The following is a 21029-nucleotide window of genomic DNA, read 5'->3' on the forward strand; positions in this document are numbered from 1 at the left end:
GTCACCCAGTTTCCCAATCACTAGGTCACTAGATCACCAACTTACATGCCAAGCCACATCACTGCGCCTGTCAGATGCCGGAACCATCGGTTTCCACATCATCTTCATGCAGCCCACACTCACGCTTGAGGCCAAAGAAGCGTGTTTCCTCTTCTTTCATGCCCGGCTCCCACTTACGGGTCGTGTGGGTATCGCCAACCGACAGGTAACCCTGATCCCACAGCGGGTGATACGGCAGATCATACTGCGCCAGATAGGCATCAATGTCCTGATTCGTCCAGTCAATCAGCGGCAGGAACTTGAATACACCATTCTGGATCGCCAGTACCGGCAGCGTTGCCCGGGTCGATGACTGTTCACGACGCAGTCCAGAGAACCAGGCGCTGACATTCAGCTCATCCAGTGCACGGCGCATCGGTTCGACTTTGTTGATGCGGTTGTACTGTTTGATGCCGTCAACCCCCTGCTCCCACAGGCGGCCAAAGCGTGCCTCCTGCCATTGCGGGGTCAGTTCCGCCCGGTACACATGCAGGTTCAGCTTCAAACGCTCAGTCAGCTGATCAATAAACTGATAGGTTTCCGGGAACAGATAGCCGGTATCAGTCAGAATCACCGGAATATCAGCCTGCTCGCGGGTGACCATATGCAGCATCACCGCCGACTGAATACCGAAGCTGGACGCCAGCGCGAACTGCCCCGGCAGGTTGTCCAGCGCCCAGCGAATCCGCGCCTGCGCTGATAACCCTTCCAGCTCAGCATTGATACTGGCTAGCTCCAGGATCTGCTCGACTTTGCTTTTCTCCAGCAACGCGGCAAGTTTCACATCAGGCATAGAAATCCCTCTTAGAGATCAGCACCGGCTCGATAATTCCGGCACGGATGGTGAAATCACCAAATGCTTCACCGTCTTGACGCTCCTGCGCCCAGCGGCCGATCAGGCTGTCGAGTTCAGCCATGATCTGCTCAACCGTGATGTTTTCCAGGTACATCTTCGGAATACGGGTCCCGTTACGGTTGCCGCCCAGATGCAGGTTGTAACGGCCCGGCGCTTTACCGACCAGACCGATTTCCGCCAGCATCGCACGGCCACAGCCGTTCGGGCAGCCTGTAACCCGCAAAATCACGTTCTCTTCCTGCGGCAGGCTGTGCTTGCTCAGCAGCTGTTCAACGTCCGTCACAAACTCCGGCAGAAAACGCTCTGCCTCAGCCATCGCCAGCGGACAGGTCGGCAACGCCACACACGCCATGGAGTTTTTACGCTGCTCACTGACCGTATCATCGATCAGGCCGTGATCGCGGGCGATCTTTTCGATCGTCGCTTTATCCTCTGCCGCCACACCAGCCACAATCAGGTTCTGGTTAGCGGTCATGCGGAAGTCACCGTGATGGATACGGGCAATTTCTGCGACCCCGGTTTTCAGCGGTTTACCCGGGAAGTCCAACAAACGGCCATTTTCAATAAACAGTGTCAGGTGGTGCTTACCGTCGATACCTTCCACCCAACCGATACGATCGCCGCGCTCGGTGAATTCATACGGACGGCTTTGCTCAAAGGCCACCCCGGCACGTTTTTCCACTTCGGCTTTGAAGACATCCACCCCAACCCGATCCAGGGTGTATTTGGTTTTCGCATTCTTACGGTTCGAGCGGTTCCCCCAGTCACGTTGGGTCGTCACGACCGCTGCCGCCACCTCCAGCGTTTTCTCCAGCGGGATAAATCCGAAGTCATCCGCACGGCGCGGGTATGTGGTTTTATCCCCGTGGGTCATCGCCAGGCCACCACCCACCAGGACGTTAAAGCCGACCAGCTTGCCGTTATCCGCAATCGCAACAAAGTTCAGGTCATTGGCGTGAACATCCACATCATTCTGCGGCGGGATCACGACCGTGGTTTTAAACTTCCGTGGCAAATAGGTGCTGCCCAGAATCGGCTCTTCGTCCGTGCTTTCCAGCTTTTCACCGTCGAGCCAGATCTCGGCATACGCACGGGTTTTCGGCAGCAAGTGTTCACTGATCTTTTTCGCCCACTCGTAGGCTTCCTGATGCAACTCGGATTCCACCGGATTGCTGGTACACAGAACGTTACGGTTCACGTCACCGGCGGTGGCAATCGAGTCGATCCCAATCTTGTTCAGGGTCTGGTGCATCAGTTTGATGTTTGGCTTGAGCACCCCGTGGAACTGGAACGTCTGGCGGGTCGTCAGACGGATACTGCCGTACAGTGAATGTTCTTCCGCAAACTTATCAATCGCCAGCCATTGCGGCGGAGTAATGATACCGCCCGGCATACGGGCTCGCAGCATCACATTGTGCAGCGGCTCCAGCTTCTGTTTGGCACGCTCGGCACGGAAATCCCGGTCATCCTGCTGGTACATGCCGTGGAAGCGGATCAGCTGGAAGTTGTCAGCGGTAAAGCCGCCAGTCATCCGGTCTTGCAGATCGTCAGCAATGGTCCCGCGCAGGAAGTTACTTTCACGCTTGAGGCGTTCGTTATCTGATAGTTTTTGCTCGCTCATTAGTAGACATCCTTTTGATAACGCTTGTTCTTACGCAGTTCACTGAGGTATTGCTCGGCCTGTTCACGACTCTGGTTGCCTTGCTGCTCGGCAATGGTCAGCAGAGCATCGTGGACATCTTTCGCCATATGGTTGGCATCACCGCACACATAAACATGGGCGCCGTCCTGCAGCCATTTCCAGACTTCGGCTGCATGCTCCAGCAGGCGGTGCTGCACGTACACTTTCTCGGCCTGATCGCGGCTGAAAGCCACGTCAATCCGGTTCACGACACCGTCTTTGAGGTATTTCTGCCATTCCACCTGGTACAGGAAGTCTTCGGTAAATGTCCGATCGCCAAAGAACAGCCAGTTCTTACCTTCAGCGCCACGGTTATCACGCTCCTGCACAAAGGCCCGGAATGGCGCAATTCCCGTCCCCGGACCAATCATGATCACCGGAGTATTATCGTCAGCAGGCAGTTTGAAATGGTTATTCGACTCAACAAAGACTTTTACCGACTCACCTTCTTCCAGACGACGGGACAGGAAGCTGGACGCACCGCCCTGACGGGTTTCCTCAGCGTGAGCATATTCCACCAACCCGACAGTCAAGTGCACTTCTTCACCAACTTCTTCCTGGCTGGATGCAATGGAGTACAGGCGAGGTGTCAGACGACGCAGCAAACCCAGCAGCTGTTCGGCAGTCAGCGCTGTTTTTTTCTCCGCCAGTACGTCGACCACCTGGGTGTTGGCGGCGTACTCACGCAGCTTATCTTTGTCTTCCACCAGCTTGGCCAGCTTCTTGCTGCCGGACAGATCCGCGTAACGGGTCACCAGCTGTGGGTTTGCCGCCGTCACTTCGTAGCTGTTTATCAGCGCGTCGCGCAGAGATACCGCCTGGCCATCCACATCAACGCTTTCTTCACCGCTCAAACCGGCTTTGGCCAGAATGGCGTCAGCCAGTACGGGGTCATTGTCATACCAAACACCCAGCGCATCACCCGGCTGATAAGTCAGGCCGGAGCCTTCCAGATCAATCTCGACATGACGCACATCTTTGCCTGAGTTGCGCCCGGTAATTTTCTGGCTGGTCAGCAGCGTCGCAGCATACGGGTTCTGTTTGGTGTAGGCCGATACGCTTGCCACGGCCTGCCCGACCGGCAGCGTGACCACCTGAGCGTCAGCCGTTACCAGAGTCTCCTGCACTTTATCCAGCGCCTCTGCCCGCCACGCCGCAGCCGGCGCATCGTAATCCACGTCACAGTCGAGACGCTCCAGCATCGGACGCGCGCCCAGCTTCGCCAGGTAGGCATCAAAATCTTTTGCCGTCTGGCAGAAAAATTCGTAGCTGGAATCTCCCAAGCCGATGACCGCGTATTGCAGGTTCGGCAGCTTAGGTGCTTTTTTCGATTGCAGGAATTCATGTAACTCAATGGCATCATCCGGTGCTTCCCCTTCACCATGGGTTGACGCCACGATGATGACATGGGTTTCTTTGGCCAGATTTTTACCTTTGTAGTCACCAGCAGAGAACAGCTCCGCGCTGATCCCAGCGGCATCCGCTTCTGCTTTCAGCGCCTGGGCAACACCCTTGGCATTGCCGGTCTGAGACGCATAAATGATGGTCAACTTACCGGCTGGCTGGCTGGCAACTGCCACGGCCGGCTGCTGAGCGGGCACAGTCTGCCCGACTGACGGAGTCTGACTCAGACCCCAAAAATATCCACTGATCCACGCTAATTGCTGTGGTGAGAGCTCGGCGACAGCCTGCTGGAGTTGACCTATTTGCTGATCATTAAGCGGGCTGGCCAGAGCGGAAAGTTCCTTAAGTAACATGACACGACGATCCCTTTACATTGCGTAGGGGTTAGATTAGCTACTCAAGGAAATAACAAGAAAGAATAGATAAGAATGTTTTATAACTTTTTGTATGGGGAAATACGCCGCTGAGTCAGGAGAGTGGACGAGTCAGCGGCAGAAGAGTCAGAAGGTATCTGCAATGCGCACCTGGTGGAATCCCACCTCAAACGCACGCTCGGTGGCAGTATCAATGTCGCGATAACATTTCTCGCTCCCTGCCCCGTCAGTCAGCGGAACGAATCCGCCACGCCGATGACGAAATTCCACGATCCAGCCATTCGCCTGAATAGAAGGCTCAATAACGGCTTCGACAATTTCGCTCGAATCATACAGGCGCTGTAATTCGGTTAATGTCATACGATTTCTTCCCTACCGCCTAACCTTCTATAAAAATGGTACAGAACCCGGAAAACAGGCAACAAAAAAGCCACGACGCAGCGTGGCTTTTTCAAGAATAAAAATGAATCAATCAATTACAGATCGATTTCAACACCGGCAAACCAACCGTCAGTTTTGAAGTCGCCGCCATTGCGAACGAAATCAAAATCATAGTCCATCACGCGGTAGCCAGCGCGCAGGTTCAGATCCACCACCAGCGGCACCGTCCACTTCACGCCTGCCAGGGCATCCAGCGTACGGGTGCTGTCATAGTTGCCGTAGTTTACATCACCGAAGAAAGACACCGGCGTCATCGGGATACCGACTTCAACATTACCGTACAGCGCTGGTTGCCATTCGCTGAAACGTTCGGCACCGAACTGACCGGCATTGAATTTCGCCATTGTCAGACCCAGGTCGAAAGCGATCGCGTCGTTGTCCAGGATCTCATAGTACAGCGTGTAATCCGTCTGGCCGAAAGACACCGCACCGTTGTCCACATTGGTGTAACGCAGACGCACGTTTGGTACCAGAGGAATGAAGTGCTCCAGCGCCAGGTAGTAAGAGCCAGAAGTGTGGCTGTCAGCGGCCGCACTGCTGTCGTTGATTTTGGCATCGGTAAACCACGCATCCGCACCCACTTTTGCGCCCAACAGCACATCCGCCTGTGCCGGTACTGCTGCTGCCAGTGCCATAGCCCCTGCCAGCGCAGTTAGCGTCAATTTATTCATGATGAGTCTCCACTCTATTATTGGTCTATCAAACGGCGAAGACTATAACAGATGATGTCTGAGAAAGCCGCAATTGTGTCGGCTTATCCGGCCTCCTCCGACCCCATTGCCCACAAGGGGTTAACGGCGATCATCGCGGTCAAACCGGCGGTAATCCCCACGACGGTACTGACGGTGGCTATGACGATAATAAGTCCCGAATCGCTCCGTTGTTCCGCTCAGGTTACGAGGTCCCTGGTAACGGCGATACGCCCAGACCGCGACCGCAATCAGAATGATCCACGGCAGCAAATCAAACACCACGCCAATCATTCCGGCCACCGCCATGACGATAAAGCCGACTACCATGGCAAGAATCATCCCGACCGCACTCACGCCGGTGATCACCAGGACAAAGGCAAACGCCATTAAAAATAAGAATTCAACCATCGTTCATTTTCTCCTTTATTATGCCCTGCTGATTGTGGCTTATACCCCAGCATCCCGCTACGCGGTGACAGGCATTACTTATCTGAAATCTATTCTGAAGCATCGTGAAAGTCAGCCTACTCCCTGCGCTAATTGTCTGGGTCAGCTATCAGGGTCGGCTGTCTGACGCATTGTTCTAGACTACCTTGCTGAACCACTGCACAAATCAGGCCATTTTCAAGAATCCATTTATCATCGTAAAATCAAAAAGATACTATCAAGCGCATTGTATATATCCTCACTTCTTCGGCGTCTTTGGCTAAGGTTTCGTTAAATTCGCCATCCCTTTCCCTGCCTGAGTCTGTACCACGATATCCCCCTCGGCATCGGCTTACCCGACAAGCCAGCTAATCACAGCAGGACAACATCTCGCAATTGGCATACGCAATTTGGCGGACTTCCGCCAGACTAAGGTAGAGCCATCAGGATTGAACGAGGAGCAAGTATGCGTTGGCGCCAATCCAAACGAAGTACCAATATTGATGATCGCCGAGGGCAAGGACCGGCACAGTCCGGTCTGGCCATCGCCGGCCTGCTGCGTTTTCTGCCTTTCCTGCTGAAAACCAAAATCGGGAAAGTCATTCTCGTGCTTGGGGGAATTTACCTCGCCTACCAATATTTTACCGGTGGCGTCACGCAGGTGGGCTTGCCAAATTCCGGACTCAGCAATCAGCCGGGCACCCAACAGGGAATACCGGAGGAGGATGAAAATGCGCAGTTTGTCGCGGCCATTCTGGGCACCACCGAAACCGTCTGGAATGCCCTGCTGCCGGGACAATACCCGGAACCACAGCTGGTGTTGTATACCAACCTGACCATGACCGGCGGCTGCGGAGCCGGTCAAGCACAATCCGGGCCGTTTTACTGCCCGGCTGACAGCAAGGTGTACCTTGATTTAAGTTTTATGAATGCCCTGAAAAAACTTGGCGCACCGGGCGATTTTGCATTTGCCTATGTGATCGCCCATGAGGTCGGCCACCATGTCCAGAATGTGCTGGGGACCAGCAGTCGGGTCGCCCAGATGCAGAAACAGGCCAGCGAAACCGACGCCAACCAGCTCAGCGTCATGCTGGAATTGCAGGCTGATTGTTATGCCGGGGTCTGGGGGTACTATGTACATAACGAAATGCAGCTGTTAGAGCCGGGCGATATTGAGGAGGGGCTGCAGGCGGCCAGCTCCGTCGGGGATGACAGATTACAGGAAATGGCCGGACGAGCGGTGCAGCCAGATGCGTTTACCCACGGTTCATCGAAGCAACGGGTGGAATGGTTTAAAAAAGGCTTCCAGTCAGGCGATCCGGACAACTGCAATACCTTTGCCGCAATGCCGTAAATTTCCGCTAAATGAGTGTCTGACTCTCAACATTCCCACCTCTAACAAAAACGGGTCTGCATTGGCAGACCCGTTGAGCTATCACAAGCACTCTCTGAAAAGGGTTACGATAGAGATAGAAATAGAGATAGAGGGCTACGCCCTTACACATCCAGATGAGCAGGAATTTTCGCCAGTGCCTGCTCCAGCACTTCAATACCGGAGCCCGGTTTATGGGCATTTTCGCTGATGTGTCGACGCCACTGACGCGCGCCCGGCATGTTCTGGAACAGGCCCAGCATATGTCGGGTAATATGGTTCAGATAAGCCCCTTGCGACAGCTCACGCTCAATGTACGGGAACATGGCTTCCACCACAGCACGACGTTTTTTCATTGGGGTATCGCTGCCAAACAGGCGCTGATCGATTTCCGCCAGCAGATAAGGATTCTGATAGGCTTCACGTCCGACCATAACGCCGTCCATATGAGCCAGGTGTGCTTCCATCTCTTCCAGCGTCTTGATGCCGCCGTTGATCCCCATTGTCAGATGCGGGAAATCTTTTTTCAGCTGGTACACACGCGGATAATCTAACGGCGGAATTTCGCGGTTTTCTTTCGGGCTCAGACCACTCAGCCAGGCTTTGCGGGCATGAATGGTGAAATCACGACAGCCGCCTTTTTCACTGACTATGCCGACAAAATCGGTCAGGAATGGGTAAGAGTCCTGCTCATCAATACCGATACGGGTTTTGACCGAGACCGGAATATCCACCACCTCACGCATAGCGGCCACACACTGGGCTACCAGCTCAGCTTCCCCCATCAGACAGGCACCGAAACGACCGTTCTGAACGCGATCTGACGGGCAGCCTACATTCAGGTTAATTTCGTCATAGCCACGCTCGGCAGCCAGCTGGGCGCAGGTTGCCAGATCTGCCGGGTTTGAGCCCCCCAACTGCAACACCAGCGGGTGCTCTTCCTCGTTATAGGCCAGATAATCCGCTTTGCCATGAATAATCGCCCCCGTTGTCACCATTTCAGTGTACAGCTGAGCATGTTCGCTCAGTAAACGGTGGAAATAGCGGCAATGACGATCGGTCCAATCGAGCATAGGTGCAATGGAAAAACGGCATGCCGGATACTCAGACTGAACGGCCTGCTTATTTTCAGTTTGTTGATTGCTCACCACGGCACTCTCTGTCATCGAAAACCTCATCTATTGCGCAAAATCTGTTCTGTCCCACTCAAAGCAAAGCGGACACACCGCAGTAAGCTATGTTTTCCAGCCCCTGCGATGAAAGAGTGCGGATTCTACCTTATTCACGAAACTATCCCAACTTTTAACCACCACTACAGCCCGATACCTCTCTCTGTTCTGCCTCTATGCTGGCTTCTGTCTGAAAGCAAAAAGAACATAGCAGGCATTTTTAAATAACAATATTAGCCATTAAAATCATAAAGATAAAAACCAGCCATCATTCAATGTACAGCTTTAATAGCTTTTTAACACCAATAGGCCAAAAAGATGCACGTACCTTTAAACCAACGTAAAATCATTACATTACACTCACCACAATCTAAACCGATAGGCAGGCTAACCCTTTTTCATCACCAAACATAAAAAAGCTGTACAACACCCACTGGGTTAAAAAGAACATAGTAAGCCAAATACTATAAATAACTGACCAGAGGTACAGAAATCAAAGTAACTCACTAATATAAAAGTAAAAACAACAAGGACAGTTCACCTAAAAAATCGCACAAAAAGCTGAACACCATAAAATATAGATTTAAATCAATAATTTACAATAATCCACTTACAACCAATTTAAGTTGGACAGCAAAAAGCCACACAACAAGAACAAAGGTGTACATTCATATGAGAGGATGACAGTGAGAAATACCCAGTTTCAACGGTGTCATGGATGAGAAACCACGCACATTTTTTCTTTCCCTCACGACCGGCTTTTGCCATCATCGGCGATACGTTTACAGGTGAATATGGTAGTATGCTGTTCTTATCGCTTGTAATTTGAGGTCATATGGCAAATAAAAAGCAGTTGCTGGACAATGCACGACAACTCTGTGAGCAACGGGGAGTCAGGCTGACACCTCAACGGCTTAAGGTGCTCGAACTGATTATCGACCACCACAGCTCTATCAGTGCCTATGAACTGCTGGACCTGCTGCGCGAGAGCGAGCCGCAAGCGAAACCGCCAACGGTTTACCGTGCTCTCGATTTTCTTCTCGCCCAAGGGTTTGTGCACAAGGTTCAGTCAACGAACAGCTATATTGCCTGCTGTTTGCTGGGACATGCTGATCACTGCTCACAGCTGCTGATTTGCGATCGATGCGGCACGGTAGAAGAGTGCCACGATGAAGAACTGGCTCGCCTGCTTCGTCAGAGAGCTGAGCAGAAAGGCTTTGAAATTGCTCACCATGTCGTTGAAAGCCATGGTGTTTGCCAACAATGCCAGAGCAAGTAAGTTTTATTTCAGGACAGAGACAGTCGTAACGATTATGCGCGCAGAATTCGTAAACCCTTTCTTAGCGTCACTTTTGAATGTACTCAAAACGATGGCGTCGATGGAGCTGGCTCCACAAAAACCTCGACTAAAACGCGATGAAGTCGCCCGTGGTGATGTCTCCGGACTGATTGGCATGATCGGCCCCAAGACCAAAGGCTCAATGTCCGTCACTTTTGAGGAAGGGCTGGCACTGGAAATCATGCAGCGAATGCTGGGCGAACGTCCGCACGGTATCAATGAAGAAGTCACCGACATGGTGGGCGAAATTACCAATATGGTCACCGGCGGTGCCAAACGCATTTTGTCAGATAAAGGCTACGAGTTTGAAATGGCGACCCCTGCCGTGGTATCCGGCCGTGGCCATACCATTACTCACAAGTGTGACGGTGCTATCATCATCATGCCGTTTGACTCCGAATACGGTAAAGCCTACATCGAGATCTGCTTCGACTAACTGCCGCCTGCCTCTACTGTGTTACCTGCGGCCGGCCAGCGTCGGCGAGGTAACCTTGTTCAGCCTTCAGCCTGGACTTGTCAAACACAGTAGCCTTACCTGACACATTTCCCTTGCCGGGCCCATCAAGTCTAGTGGCCGCCTGGTCTAACAACGCTCCAGTCGAACAAACGTATTCCCTTTTGCTCAGGTGATCTCTCCCTGTCATGACGGCCAACATTATCACGTTGATTTTTCTGTGAAGTTGCCAGAAAAGTCGCACAAAAAAATACCCACTCCCAGTAATTCAGTCTAGACTGAATATGCTGGATAGGCATCAAGACACGTATTGATGAACCCTCAGCGTCGTTTTGCTTGCCTGTATCAGGCAGCAAGGAAATACTCGATTGCAAAGGAAAGATCGTAACATGAGCAAACTGACTGGAACCGTAAAGTGGTTCAACGATGAAAAAGGCTTTGGCTTTATTTCAGGTGCGGATGGCAAAGATGTGTTTGTACACTTCAGCGCTATCGTTCAAAACAACGGCCGCCGTACTCTGCGCGAAGGCCAAAGTGTTGAATTTATCGTGACAGATGGTCAGAAAGGCCCACAAGCCAGCGAAGTGATTGCGTTGTCTTAATGCCTCGCTACACACGCCAAAAATAAACGCCGCACAAATGCGGCGTTTTTTATTGGCAAATTTTATTGGCCCGGCCAGCAGATCACTGACGCCATTGTTTGAATGCGTTGATCAGGCCATTGGTTGAACTGTCATGGCTGCTGATGGCATCAGCGCTGTTCAGCTCTGGCAGAATCTTGTTCGCCAGCTGTTTGCCTAGCTCAACACCCCACTGGTCAAAGCTGTAGATATTCCAGATCACACCCTGAGTAAAGATTTTGTGTTCGTACAGCGCAATCAATGAGCCCAGCACTGCCGGTGTCACTTGCTTGACCAGAATGGAGTTGGTTGGACGGTTACCATCGAACACTTTGAACGGAACCAGATCTTTCACTTCGTCCAGCGACTTACCGGCCGCAATAAATTCCGCTTCCACCTGCTCTTTGGTTTTTCCAAAAGCCAGAGCCTCAGTCTGAGCAAAGAAGTTCGCCATCAGTTTTGGATGGTGATCGCTCAGAGGGTTATGGCTGATCGCCGGAGCGATGAAATCACACGGAATCAGTTTCGTTCCCTGGTGAATCAGCTGGTAGAACGCGTGCTGACCATTCGTTCCCGGCTCACCCCAGATAATAGGGCCCGTCTGGTAGTCAATCGGGTTGCCGCCACGGTCAACACACTTGCCGTTTGATTCCATATTGCCTTGCTGGAAATACGCGGCGAAACGGTGCAGGTACTGGTCATAAGGCAGAATCGCTTCCGACTCTGCGCCGTAGAAGTTGTTGTACCAGATCCCGATCAGCGCCAGAATCACTGGCAGGTTTTGCTCCAGCGGCGCTTCTGCGAAGTGTTTGTCCATCGCATGGGCACCATCCAGCAGCGCCACGAAGTTGTCGTAGCCGATCGCCAGGCTGATAGACAGACCGATCGCTGAACACAGTGAGTAACGGCCGCCGACCCAGTCCCAGAACTCAAACATGTTGTCGGTATCGATACCAAACTCCGCGACCGCGCTGGCATTGGTCGACAGCGCCGCAAAGTGTTTCGCAACGTGCGCTTGATCACCGGCTTCCGCCAGGAACCAGTCACGGGCAGAGTGCGCGTTGGTCATGGTTTCCTGGGTGGTGAAAGTCTTCGAAGCGATCAGGAACAGGGTGGTTTCCGGATTCAGCGCTTTCAGGGTTTCAGCAATATGGGTGCCGTCAACGTTAGACACAAAGTGCATGTTCAGGCGAGTTTTGTAAGGCATCAGCGCCTCAGTCACCATGTACGGGCCCAAGTCTGAACCACCGATACCAATGTTCACCACATCAGTGATCGCTTTACCGGTGTAACCTTTCCACTCACCATCAACGATACGGGCTGTAAAAGCCTGCATTTTGTCCAATACGGCATTCACCTTTGGCATCACGTCTTCGCCGTCTACCATAATAGGTGTGTTGCTGCGGTTACGCAGCGCTGAGTGCAGCACAGCACGATCTTCAGTTCGGTTGATCTTCTCACCACTGAACAGGTCAGCAATCGCCGCTTTAACTTCCGTTTCTTCGGCCAGAGCAAACAGTTTTGCCATGGTCTCTTCAGTGATAAGGTTTTTGGAGTAATCCAACAGGATGTCAGCGCCGAACGTGGCCGAAAACTTTGTGAAACGCTCGCTGTCGTTGGCAAACAGCTCGCTCAGCTGAAGATCCTGTGCATCTTCAAAGTGGGCGGTCAGCGCTTTCCACGCGTCGGTCTGAGTTGGATTGATGTCTTTCAACATGGTGAAGTTCCTGATTTTTAATTGTTCATCCACTTACGGGTAACCATACTCCCGCAAGGGATCCCCGATGATAAGAATGTTGTGAAACCGTGCTGCCCCAAGTGTAGCTCAACCTGCGAGGCCGTCTAATTTTTGTAATTTTACAACTTATGAATAATTATGACGCGAGCCATTATGGCCTTCATTGCGTCAGGTCACGAAAACAAAGAGTAAATGATCGAGAGGAAACAGTGCAATATGTTTAACAATCATCGCTGTTTGTCACAAAGAAATGAAAAGGGTTAACAACATGTGGTACCAAACTAAAATGCAGCTGCGCGCCCGCTCACGCGGCTTTCACCTGATAACCGATGAAATTGAACAACACCTTTCACAATTGGCTTCACTGAACGTCGGGCTGGCCCATCTCTTTATCCAGCACACCTCGGCCAGCCTGACGATTAATGAAAACGCCGATCCGACGGTACGCGGTGATATGGAAACCCACTTTAATCAGGCCGTGCCGGAACGTGCGCCGTACTACCGGCACACGTATGAAGGGGACGATGACATGCCAGCCCATATCAAAGCGTCGCTGCTGGGTAACAGTGTGACAGTACCCATCACGAACGGACGCCTCGCCTTAGGCACCTGGCAGGGGATCTACCTGGGTGAGCACCGTGACCACGGCGGCAGCCGTACGCTGGTGATTACCCTGCAAGGGGAGTAATCCCCGCTACCGGCCTGAGCACAACACAGGCGGTGTGTTTCTGGCGCCCGAACCCCAGAATTTGGCTCAGTCCGGCTTTGTTTAGCGGGATATGGGCGCGATGGCTGCTGTCCGCTCGGTCTTCCGCATAGGGGTCATGGAAGAAAAAGAACTGCTCACTGACCCCGCTGAGCACAATCCAGTGCGGCTCTTTACAGCCGTTGAACCGGTATGTGCTGATCAACATCAGCAGACACATGCCCTGTTTCAGCCAGGTTTCAATCTGCTCAACCGATGGCATCGCATCAACAACCGGGACAGCGGCTTCTTCCAGTTGCTGGCAGAAATCCAGGTGCACCAGCTCAATAATGTCTTTTTTCTTCGGGTCCCTGACACTGTCGATAAACGGGGTGGATTTTGACTGCGCCCACAGCTCGACATCACAGCCCCGACGGTGCGCCGCCATTGCCAGCCCATGCCCGCTGCAGCCACCGTGACCGGATGCCATAAAGATAGTGGTCGCCTCACGCCACAGCTGTAACTCCAACTGCCGGCTCGGCTGAAAATCGGGATCGAGATAGGACAGGCTCATCATCAGACAGGACGGGCCGCAGGTAAAAGGCGTGGTCTGCACGTACAGTGGCAGCGGCAATAAATGCTTGGCCTCGACCGGACTGAGACGTTTTTGCATCCGGATCCCATCGGCCAGATCATCGTAATAATGGATTAAAACTTTTAATGGTTTATAGCCGCATTTTTCATAAAGATTTCGCGCGGCACGATTGTCATTCCGCACTTCCAGCCGTAATGTATTGAAACCGTTTTCCAGCGCCGCCGCTTCACACGCAGCCAATAACTGCTGGGCTATGTGCCTGCCACGGAACTCGGGATCGACGGCAAGGGAATATAACCGTGCCAGCTGGGTACCCCGGTGAAACAACACCAGTCCATAGCCGGTAATTCGACCTTCCTCTTCCGCCACAAATAACACGCTCTGGGGCGATTTAATAAACCGCCGCATCTGACGCGGGGCGATTCGGTCCCCGTCAAAAAGCTGAGCCTCAAGAGTATTTAAACTGGCTAGATCATTGAGCAGTGCGATACGGACTATCATGGACTTATTCACGCTTGAATGGACTGGATCGATTAAATCCCAAATTTGGCCGAATGGCTATAGGTGAGTGAAAAGATGACAAAAGTCCTCATTATTACCGACAACGACAGTGACTGGCGGCAGTATTTCCCTTCTGACAGGGTCGTCACTGTAGATACCTACTTACAACACGGCGCGTTTTGCGAGAATAAAACCACACAGGTTATCAACCTGTGCCGAGACTATGGGTATATGAGCAGCGGCTATTATTGCTCGCTGATGGCTGAGGCGCGGGGTCACCGGGTGATCCCGCGGGTAATGACGATCAATGATCTGTCTCAGCCGTTCTTGTTGTCGGTACCGTCTGACCAGCTGGAGAAGGCGTTTGCCAACCATATGCCGGCTGTCGGGGACCGTCTGGAAGAAAAAATCTATTTTGGCCAATCCAGGGTGCCGGGCTTTGAGAAAATTGCCCGTCGCCTGTTCGAGCACTTTATGGTGCCAGTCATGCAGGTCACCATTCGCCGCTCAGAGTCACATTGGCAGGTTGAACAGATCACACCATTCCCGTTCCAGGACCTGACGGATCCGGAACAGGACCAATTTGCCGAAGCACTGGAGCGCTTCTCGAACAAGGTCTGGCGCTCACCCAAGCCGAACAAGAATGCACGCTATGATCTGGCGCTGCTGGTCGATCCGCATGAGAAAATGCCACCGTCAGACAGCACGGCCCTGCACAGCTTTAAGAAAGCGGCCAAACGCCTGGGAATGCGGCTGCAGACCATCACCCCGGACGACCTTTCCCGTCTGGGGGAATTTGACGGCCTGTTTATCCGCTCGACCACGAACATTGGTAACTTTACTTACCGCTTCGCCAAGACTGCGGAAAAGCTCGGACTGGTCGTCATGGACGATCCGGAATCCATCATGAAGTGCACCAACAAGGTGTTCCTGACTGAACTGCTGCGTCTGCACAAGGTTCCGACGCCCAAGAGCGTGATCCTGAAAAACTTTGATCCGCACTGGCAGGAGTTGGCTGAGCGTGAGATCGGTTTCCCGATGGTATTGAAAGTACCGGATGGCGCATTCTCGGTGGGTGTGGTTAAGGTGAAGAACCGCGAGGAACTGCTGACCCAGATGGATAAGCTGTTTGCCCGCAGCACCCTGATTCTGGCTCAGGAATTTTTGCCGACCGACTTTGACTGGCGCATTGGAGTGCTCAATCGCCAGCCGCTGTTCGCCTGCAAGTACTACATGAGCCGGGGCCACTGGCAGATTTATCAGCACCACAACAGCGGTCGGGTCAGCTCAGGCGGCTTTGAGACGTTGGATCTGAAACAAGTGCCGAAAGCGGTGATCGACACCGCCCTGAAAGCCGCCAACCAAATTGGCTCCGGGTTATACGGGGTGGATTTGAAAGAGGTTGACGGTCAGGTGGTGGTGATTGAAATCAACGATAACCCGAGTATTGACCACAAAGTAGAGGACGCCTTCCTCGGCGACCTGCTGTACGACCGGATCATGACCGAATTCCTGCGTCGTATTCAGCTACGCGGTTTCTAAGCACAGTACCCGATACCGACAAGCGACCAACCCCCACAATGGCGAGCCACCCGCTCGCCTTTTTTAAGCCTCATCGGGCATTCGGGCGCTGCCAAAGGGGCGACAAGAGGGATTCTCAGATCCAGCCGGATCCAGGTTAAAGCTAAAGTCGATGTTGAGGTTTAGATTCAAGCTCCTGCCCGCCATCGCAAACCAAGCGTGCCTCCCCACCACTAAAACGGCTGGTTCACCATTACCGCAAACCGGCTGTCTTCCTCACCCCAGGCCATTTCAGCACGTACCACCACGCCTTCCACCTGAAAGCGCACAGCGCCGCCGGCGCTCCAGCGCATCGCTTTATTGAGGGTCGCTAAGTTGAACTCATCAGCAACCCGCCCGGCATCGGCAAACACGACCCACTGCCACCAGGGTACGTCATACCAGTTGAAGACCGGCCAACCTCCCAGAGGCTGCCAGTCCGGCATAACCCGGTATTCCACGCTGTAGCTGATAGCACTGCGATCGGTAAAACGGCCGCCCTGGTAACTGCGCAGCCGGAACAAACCGCCCAGACTGGCACGGGCAAACTCCGGCGGCCGGTGATAAAGCGAGTTGCCATTTACGGACTCGCTCTGGTTCCAGCCCGGCACATCCGACAGATAAGCATTCACGGCCAGCACCTGCTGATCAAACACCTCCCCTGCCGGTCCTAAGTCCCAGAACCAGCTCTGGCTGAGTTCCCACTGCCACCAGCTCGCCCGGTCATCACTGCCCGGATCCACCGTCACCGTCAGCTGGCTGAGTGAGCCTTTGGTCGGGTTATGTTCGTTGTTCAGGTTGTCCCATTCCAGCCGGGTTTCGAGCCCCCAGACTTCGTCGGCCGGGGCAAACTCGCTGTCAGGCAAAGGAGGAGAATCATGAAAACGGCGGCTGAAGTAAAACGGCCGGAACTCGACTGAAGTAATGCCGCTTTGCCAAGGAACATGGCCGGTTACCGGCCGCTCAAGAGCCAGCGACCTCAGTGGGTTCTCCGTGGCCGATCCCAGCGGGAAAATATAGCGGGCAAACAGCCGGTATCGGGCGTCGTATGCACTGGCTGTAACGGCATCGTCCGCGCTGGAATTATTCCCTGCGGCAGCGCCAAGATAAAAATCAATGTCCTGAAAATCGGCGTTGTACGCATCGCCCCCCAATAACCAGCGGCTGTCAGCGCCTGGCTGAAAGTTGTCCCCGCGCAGGTAGGTCATCCAGGTACCTTTGGTACCCATAACACCGGCCCCAAACACCGAGGCCTGCGGTTGCCAGGCCCCTTTGACCACCCCAGCCATCCCGGCAGCAAACCCGAAGTTGTCCGTGTAGAAAGCAAAAGGTACCACGGCATAATCCCGCGCCCAGCTCAGTTCGCCGTTTTCTTCAAGGTGGCCAGTGTTGATTTTGATGCCGTCATTATTGGCCTGAACGACGACTGAAAACAGCCAGGCCGCGGCAATAGCCACGGCCCGGAACGGTTTATCAGACACCTTGTCGGTGGTTGCTGTGGGTAAGGCAGCCACGATGCGCGCCATCAGCTGTAGGCCATCGCCACACGGGACGTCAGCTTGGTCACCAACTCGTACGCAATGGTACCAATGTGCCCTGCCACCACTTCAGCGGGCAGCCCTTCTCCCCACAAAATCGCCTCATCGCCGACTTTGTCGGTAGCCTCCGGGCCCAAATCCACCGTCAGCATATCCATCGAGACCCGGCCGGCAATCGGGGTTAAGCGGCCGTTAATCAGCACCGGCGTCCCGTTCGGGGCCATACGCGGATAGCCATCCCCGTAGCCGATGGCAATCACGCCCACCTTGGTATCCCGTTCACTGGTCCAGTTGGCACCGTAGCCAACCGATTCGCCCTGCTTCACTTCCCGCACCGCAATCAGACTCGACGTCAGCGTCATCACCGGTTTCATTTTGAATGCCTGCGCGCTGCGCGTTGACTCAGTAAACGGTGACACACCGTACATGATGATGCCCGGGCGAATCCATTCCAGGTGGCTGTCCGGCCAGGCGAAAATTCCGGCCGATGCTGCCAGCGAACGTTCGCCACTGCAGCCTTTGGTCAATTCCAGAAAGAGCTCAATCTGGGCCGGTGTGACCGGACTGGCTGGCTCATCGGCACAGCCGAAATGGCTCATGTAACGCAGCGGCTTCGCCACATTCGGACAGGCATGGAGGCGATCCACAAATGAGGCGTACTGCTCCGGGCGAACGCCCAGTCGGTGCATACCGGTATCAATTTTCAGCCACACCACCACCGGGCTTTCCAAGCTCGCCTGCTCCAGCGCATCCAGTTGCTCTTCGCAGTGCACCACGGTCTGAATGTTGTTGGTTTCCAGAATAGGCAGATCGGACGGGGCATAAAACCCTTCCAGCAACAAAATCGGCTTCACCACTCCGCCAGCGCGCAGCGACAGTGCTTCTTCGATACGGGCAACACCAAAACCATCCACATCCGGCAGGCTCTGGGCCACATGGTCCAGTCCGTGGCCGTAACCGTTCGCCTTAACGACCGCCAGAATCTTGCTGTTTGGCGCCTGAGCCCGAATCTGGCTCAGGTTATGGGTCAGGGCCTGGGTGTTGATATATGCTGTTGCCGCTTTCATCAAAAATCCTACTGTTTACTGCCCGGTATCTACCGGTTGTTCTTTTTCTGTTGTCAGTCTGCGCCGTTACTCGTCGTCAAACGCCGGGCCGGCATAGTTGTCGAAGCGCGAGAACTGTCCCTGGAATGTCAGACGCACGGAACCGATAGGACCATTACGCTGCTTACCAATAATGATTTCAGCAATCCCTTTCAGGGCACTGTCTTCATGGTAGACCTCATCGCGATAGATGAACATGATCAAGTCGGCATCCTGCTCAATCGCCCCCGATTCACGCAGGTCGGAGTTAACCGGGCGTTTATCGGCACGCTGCTCCAACGATCGGTTCAGCTGCGACAGCGCTACCACAGGCACATTCAGCTCTTTGGCCAGCGCTTTCAACGAGCGGGAGATTTCGGCGATTTCCAGGGTACGGTTGTCCTGCAACCCAGGCACCCGCATCAGCTGAAGGTAGTCGACCATGATCATGCTCAGGCCACCGTGGTCACGTGCCACCCGGCGGGCACGGGAGCGCACTTCGGTCGGGGTCAGGCCAGAGCTGTCGTCGATGTACATATTCTTCTTTTCCATCAGAATACCCATCGTCGATGAAATCCGGGCCCAGTCCTCGTCATCCAGCTGACCGGTACGGATCTTGGTCTGGTCAACCCGGGACAGGGAGGCGAGCATACGCATCATGATTTGTTCGGCGGGCATCTCCAGCGAGAAGATCAGAACCGGCTTTTCTTGCTCCATGGCGGCGTTTTCACACAGGTTCATCGCGAACGTGGTTTTACCCATCGACGGACGGGCCGCCACGATGATCAAATCCGACCCCTGCAAACCGGCCGTTTTCTTGTTAAGGTCAGTAAACCCGGTCGAGACCCCGGTCACCCCGTCCTGCGGGCTCTGGTACAGCAGCTCGATCCGTTCCAGGGTTTTCTCCAGAATGGTATCGACATTCTGCGGACCTTCGTTGGCAGAAGTGCGCTGCTCGGCAATGGCAAATACCTTGCTTTCCGCCATATCCAGCAGATCTTCACTGGTACGCCCCTGGGGATCATAACCGGCATCCGCAATCTCGTTAGCCACACTGATCATATCCCGGATCAGGGCGCGTTCACGCACGATTTCGGCATATGCCAGGATGTTAGCCGCTGACGGGGTATTTTTTGCCAGCTCCGCCAGGTAGGCAAAGCCACCAACGTCTTCCAGCTTGTCTGCCCGCTCCAGATGCTCAGACAGCGTGATCAAATCCAATGGTTGGCCGGATTCCAGCAAGCTGGCGACCCCTTCGAAAATGATGCGGTGCGGACGGCTGTAAAAGTCTTTCGCCACGACTTTTTCAGCGACAACGTCCCACTTCTCGTTGTCCAGCAGCAGGCCGCCAAGAACGGACTGCTCGGCCTCGAGCGAGTGAGGTGCCATTTTGAGTTCATCCACCCTGGACTCGTTGAAATTCTTCGGTTTGCTTCTTTCTGCCATAGGAATTGAAATTATTGCCGGGAACTGAGCCGGGCATTATACCCTATTTCGCACTTCGTAAGACCCTCTATCCAATATAGTCTGTTCACGCCGTCATCTTACGCCTCGCCTGTGGTGCCGTTAAGCCGGGTCGTATTTCCTGACCAAAAGCTAACAGAAATAGGGTAAACTGCGGCGTCCTGTTCACATTCCGTTATGTTTTTAGCAGAAGGAGGCCGCTTGGCACGATACCTGCCGGTGTTTTTCCTCATTGCCAGCCTGCCCCTGCACGCTGCCGATGAGGACGACGAACCCACCCGTATCCCTCCCCCGTGGAGCACTGAACTGGAGCTGGGCTATCAGTCGCTAGGCGGCAATTCAGACTCCCAGACTCTCAACAGCCGCATCGGCCTGACTTACGTAGAAAACCAGTACCGACACACGGCAGAAGCGAAATACCTGCTGGCGGAAAAAGACGGGGAAGAAGATAAGCGCAAAGGGCAGATCGAGCTGCAGAGCGATATGAAGATCAACCAGCGCACTTATGTGCTGGGCAACATCAACTATATTGATGACCGCTACGGGCCATACTTTGCCGATTTCACCTTCTCAACCGGTCTTGGTTACCAGCTGGTGCGCCGGGAAACTTTCCAGATGGAAGTGGAAGCCGGTCCGGGTTACCGCCATCAGGAGCCAAACCTGGATGAGATTGACGATGACGACATCATCCTGCCGGAAACGGTGGATGAGCTGATTCTGCGTGGCAGCGCGAAAATGACTTGGAAGCCGTCTAAAGACGTCGAACTGGATGCCCGCTTCACCGGGATCGGCGGCAACAGTAACAGCACCCTGGAAGCCGAGCTGAACCTGACCACCGCCATCAACGAACACGTGGCCATCAAGCTCAGTAATACCCAGAAGCTCAACAGCTGGGTGCCGGACGGGCTGAAAAAGCGTGACTCCACGATGACCATCAGTCTGCTGTTTAAGATGTGACGCCGCTGCGCGTCACCTGCCCGCCGGAGCGATACCAAA

Annotated in this window: 19 protein-coding genes; 7 read left to right on the forward strand and 12 right to left on the reverse strand. The window is 53.8% G+C overall.

Features of this window, described 5'->3' with window-relative positions; all coding sequences use genetic code 11:
* Positions 1-70: 70 nt before the first annotated feature.
* The 6 genes from FH974_RS14340 to pspG all read right to left on the reverse strand — a co-directional run bounded on the left by FH974_RS14340 (position 71) and on the right by pspG (position 5895).
* Complete coding sequence (locus FH974_RS14340) at positions 71-832, reverse strand: phosphoadenylyl-sulfate reductase (protein WP_047887620.1); 762 nt, start codon at positions 830-832, stop codon at positions 71-73.
* Positions 825-2516 carry an assimilatory sulfite reductase (NADPH) hemoprotein subunit gene (cysI, locus tag FH974_RS14345; RefSeq protein WP_047887619.1) on the reverse strand — a complete coding sequence of 564 codons (1692 nt, stop codon included), beginning with the start codon at positions 2514-2516 and terminating at the stop codon, positions 825-827. Before cysI ends, FH974_RS14340 begins: the two co-directional genes overlap by 8 nt.
* Complete coding sequence (locus FH974_RS14350; RefSeq protein WP_047887618.1) at positions 2516-4333, reverse strand: assimilatory sulfite reductase (NADPH) flavoprotein subunit; 1818 nt, start codon at positions 4331-4333, stop codon at positions 2516-2518. The genes cysI and FH974_RS14350 overlap by 1 nt, the downstream gene beginning before the upstream one ends.
* Positions 4334-4480: 147 nt before the next feature.
* Positions 4481-4714, reverse strand: coding sequence for a hypothetical protein (locus tag FH974_RS14355; RefSeq protein ID WP_047887617.1), 234 nt, complete (start codon positions 4712-4714; stop codon positions 4481-4483).
* 116 nt (positions 4715-4830) lie between these two features.
* On the reverse strand, positions 4831-5466 hold the full coding sequence (locus FH974_RS14360; protein ID WP_047887616.1) for a TIGR04219 family outer membrane beta-barrel protein: 636 nt from the start codon (positions 5464-5466) through the stop codon (positions 4831-4833).
* 120 nt (positions 5467-5586) lie between these two features.
* Positions 5587-5895 carry an envelope stress response protein PspG gene (pspG, locus tag FH974_RS14365; RefSeq protein ID WP_047887615.1) on the reverse strand — a complete coding sequence of 103 codons (309 nt, stop codon included), beginning with the start codon at positions 5893-5895 and terminating at the stop codon, positions 5587-5589.
* A gap of 484 nt (positions 5896-6379) precedes the next feature.
* On the opposite strand from pspG, the gene ypfJ reads away from it, so the two are divergent.
* Positions 6380-7267, forward strand: coding sequence for a KPN_02809 family neutral zinc metallopeptidase (ypfJ, locus tag FH974_RS14370; protein WP_047887614.1), 888 nt, complete (start codon positions 6380-6382; stop codon positions 7265-7267).
* A gap of 143 nt (positions 7268-7410) precedes the next feature.
* On the opposite strand, the gene dusA is transcribed toward ypfJ, so the two are convergent.
* Positions 7411-8451, reverse strand: a complete 1041-nt coding sequence (gene dusA, locus FH974_RS14375; RefSeq protein ID WP_207103362.1) for a tRNA dihydrouridine(20/20a) synthase DusA — start codon at positions 8449-8451, stop codon at positions 7411-7413.
* An 838-nt stretch (positions 8452-9289) separates the two neighbouring features.
* On the opposite strand from dusA, the gene zur reads away from it, so the two are divergent.
* The 3 genes from zur (at position 9290) to FH974_RS14390 (ending at position 10849) form a co-directional block, all read left to right on the forward strand.
* Positions 9290-9733 (forward strand): zinc uptake transcriptional repressor Zur, encoded by a 444-nt coding sequence (gene zur, locus FH974_RS14380; protein ID WP_047887612.1) that lies wholly within the window; start codon positions 9290-9292, stop codon positions 9731-9733.
* A gap of 34 nt (positions 9734-9767) precedes the next feature.
* Entirely contained in the window at positions 9768-10229 is a 462-nt protein-coding gene (locus FH974_RS14385) for a chemotaxis protein CheX (RefSeq protein ID WP_047887611.1), read from the forward strand.
* A 407-nt stretch (positions 10230-10636) separates the two neighbouring features.
* A complete protein-coding gene (locus FH974_RS14390) occupies positions 10637-10849 on the forward strand; it encodes a cold-shock protein (RefSeq protein ID WP_047887609.1) in 213 nt (70 codons plus the stop codon).
* An 82-nt stretch (positions 10850-10931) separates the two neighbouring features.
* On the opposite strand, the gene pgi is transcribed toward FH974_RS14390, so the two are convergent.
* Positions 10932-12584 carry a glucose-6-phosphate isomerase gene (gene pgi / locus FH974_RS14395; protein ID WP_047887608.1) on the reverse strand — a complete coding sequence of 551 codons (1653 nt, stop codon included), beginning with the start codon at positions 12582-12584 and terminating at the stop codon, positions 10932-10934.
* 289 nt (positions 12585-12873) lie between these two features.
* Here pgi and FH974_RS14400 point away from each other — a divergent pair, with 289 nt between their 5' ends.
* Positions 12874-13293, forward strand: a complete 420-nt coding sequence (locus FH974_RS14400) for a secondary thiamine-phosphate synthase enzyme YjbQ (protein ID WP_047887607.1) — start codon at positions 12874-12876, stop codon at positions 13291-13293.
* Here the strand turns inward: FH974_RS14400 and FH974_RS14405 are convergent.
* Complete coding sequence (locus tag FH974_RS14405) at positions 13274-14386, reverse strand: GNAT family N-acetyltransferase/peptidase C39 family protein (protein ID WP_047887606.1); 1113 nt, start codon at positions 14384-14386, stop codon at positions 13274-13276. The two genes, FH974_RS14400 and FH974_RS14405, sit on opposite strands and share 20 nt — an antisense overlap.
* 75 nt (positions 14387-14461) lie before the next feature.
* Here FH974_RS14405 and FH974_RS14410 point away from each other — a divergent pair, with 75 nt between their 5' ends.
* On the forward strand, positions 14462-15928 hold the full coding sequence (locus FH974_RS14410; protein WP_047887605.1) for a RimK family protein: 1467 nt from the start codon (positions 14462-14464) through the stop codon (positions 15926-15928).
* A 212-nt stretch (positions 15929-16140) separates the two neighbouring features.
* Here the strand turns inward: FH974_RS14410 and FH974_RS14415 are convergent, their stop codons facing one another.
* The 3 genes from FH974_RS14415 to FH974_RS14425 form a co-directional block, all read right to left on the reverse strand.
* Entirely contained in the window at positions 16141-17472 is a 1332-nt protein-coding gene (locus FH974_RS14415; protein WP_242551838.1) for a BamA/TamA family outer membrane protein, read from the reverse strand.
* Positions 17472-18551, reverse strand: a complete 1080-nt coding sequence (gene alr, locus FH974_RS14420; protein WP_047887604.1) for an alanine racemase — start codon at positions 18549-18551, stop codon at positions 17472-17474. Before alr ends, FH974_RS14415 begins: the two co-directional genes overlap by 1 nt.
* Before the next feature lie 66 nt (positions 18552-18617).
* On the reverse strand, positions 18618-20015 hold the full coding sequence (locus FH974_RS14425) for a replicative DNA helicase (protein WP_047887603.1): 1398 nt from the start codon (positions 20013-20015) through the stop codon (positions 18618-18620).
* Positions 20016-20234: 219 nt separating this feature from the next.
* On the opposite strand from FH974_RS14425, the gene FH974_RS14430 reads away from it, so the two are divergent.
* Positions 20235-20990: a DUF481 domain-containing protein gene (locus FH974_RS14430; protein ID WP_047887602.1), complete on the forward strand. Its 756-nt coding sequence runs from the start codon at positions 20235-20237 to the stop codon at positions 20988-20990.
* The last annotated feature ends 39 nt before the right edge of the window (positions 20991-21029 follow it).

This window comes from Photobacterium ganghwense (assembly GCF_017329545.1).
Taxonomy (GTDB): Bacteria; Pseudomonadota; Gammaproteobacteria; order Enterobacterales; family Vibrionaceae; genus Photobacterium; species Photobacterium ganghwense.

Bases quoted from the DNA above. Each gene is read 5' to 3' on its own strand.
- alr (WP_047887604.1), bottom strand. From the start codon at position 18,551: ATGAAAGCGGCAACAGCATATATCAACACCCAGGCCCTGACCCATAAC.
- FH974_RS14340 (WP_047887620.1), bottom strand. From the start codon at position 832: ATGCCTGATGTGAAACTTGCCGCGTTGCTGGAGAAAAGCAAAGTCGAG.
- FH974_RS14410 (WP_047887605.1), top strand. From the start codon at position 14,462: ATGACAAAAGTCCTCATTATTACCGACAACGACAGTGACTGGCGGCAG.
- FH974_RS14385 (WP_047887611.1), top strand. From the start codon at position 9,768: ATGCGCGCAGAATTCGTAAACCCTTTCTTAGCGTCACTTTTGAATGTA.
- pgi (WP_047887608.1), bottom strand. From the start codon at position 12,584: ATGTTGAAAGACATCAATCCAACTCAGACCGACGCGTGGAAAGCGCTG.
- pspG (WP_047887615.1), bottom strand. From the start codon at position 5,895: ATGGTTGAATTCTTATTTTTAATGGCGTTTGCCTTTGTCCTGGTGATC.
- FH974_RS14360 (WP_047887616.1), bottom strand. From the start codon at position 5,466: ATGAATAAATTGACGCTAACTGCGCTGGCAGGGGCTATGGCACTGGCA.
- dusA (WP_207103362.1), bottom strand. From the start codon at position 8,451: ATGACAGAGAGTGCCGTGGTGAGCAATCAACAAACTGAAAATAAGCAG.
- FH974_RS14350 (WP_047887618.1), bottom strand. From the start codon at position 4,333: ATGTTACTTAAGGAACTTTCCGCTCTGGCCAGCCCGCTTAATGATCAG.
- FH974_RS14400 (WP_047887607.1), top strand. From the start codon at position 12,874: ATGTGGTACCAAACTAAAATGCAGCTGCGCGCCCGCTCACGCGGCTTT.
- FH974_RS14355 (WP_047887617.1), bottom strand. From the start codon at position 4,714: ATGACATTAACCGAATTACAGCGCCTGTATGATTCGAGCGAAATTGTC.
- FH974_RS14425 (WP_047887603.1), bottom strand. From the start codon at position 20,015: ATGGCAGAAAGAAGCAAACCGAAGAATTTCAACGAGTCCAGGGTGGAT.
- cysI (WP_047887619.1), bottom strand. From the start codon at position 2,516: ATGAGCGAGCAAAAACTATCAGATAACGAACGCCTCAAGCGTGAAAGT.
- FH974_RS14415 (WP_242551838.1), bottom strand. From the start codon at position 17,472: ATGGCGCGCATCGTGGCTGCCTTACCCACAGCAACCACCGACAAGGTG.
- ypfJ (WP_047887614.1), top strand. From the start codon at position 6,380: ATGCGTTGGCGCCAATCCAAACGAAGTACCAATATTGATGATCGCCGA.
- FH974_RS14405 (WP_047887606.1), bottom strand. From the start codon at position 14,386: ATGATAGTCCGTATCGCACTGCTCAATGATCTAGCCAGTTTAAATACT.
- zur (WP_047887612.1), top strand. From the start codon at position 9,290: ATGGCAAATAAAAAGCAGTTGCTGGACAATGCACGACAACTCTGTGAG.
- FH974_RS14390 (WP_047887609.1), top strand. From the start codon at position 10,637: ATGAGCAAACTGACTGGAACCGTAAAGTGGTTCAACGATGAAAAAGGC.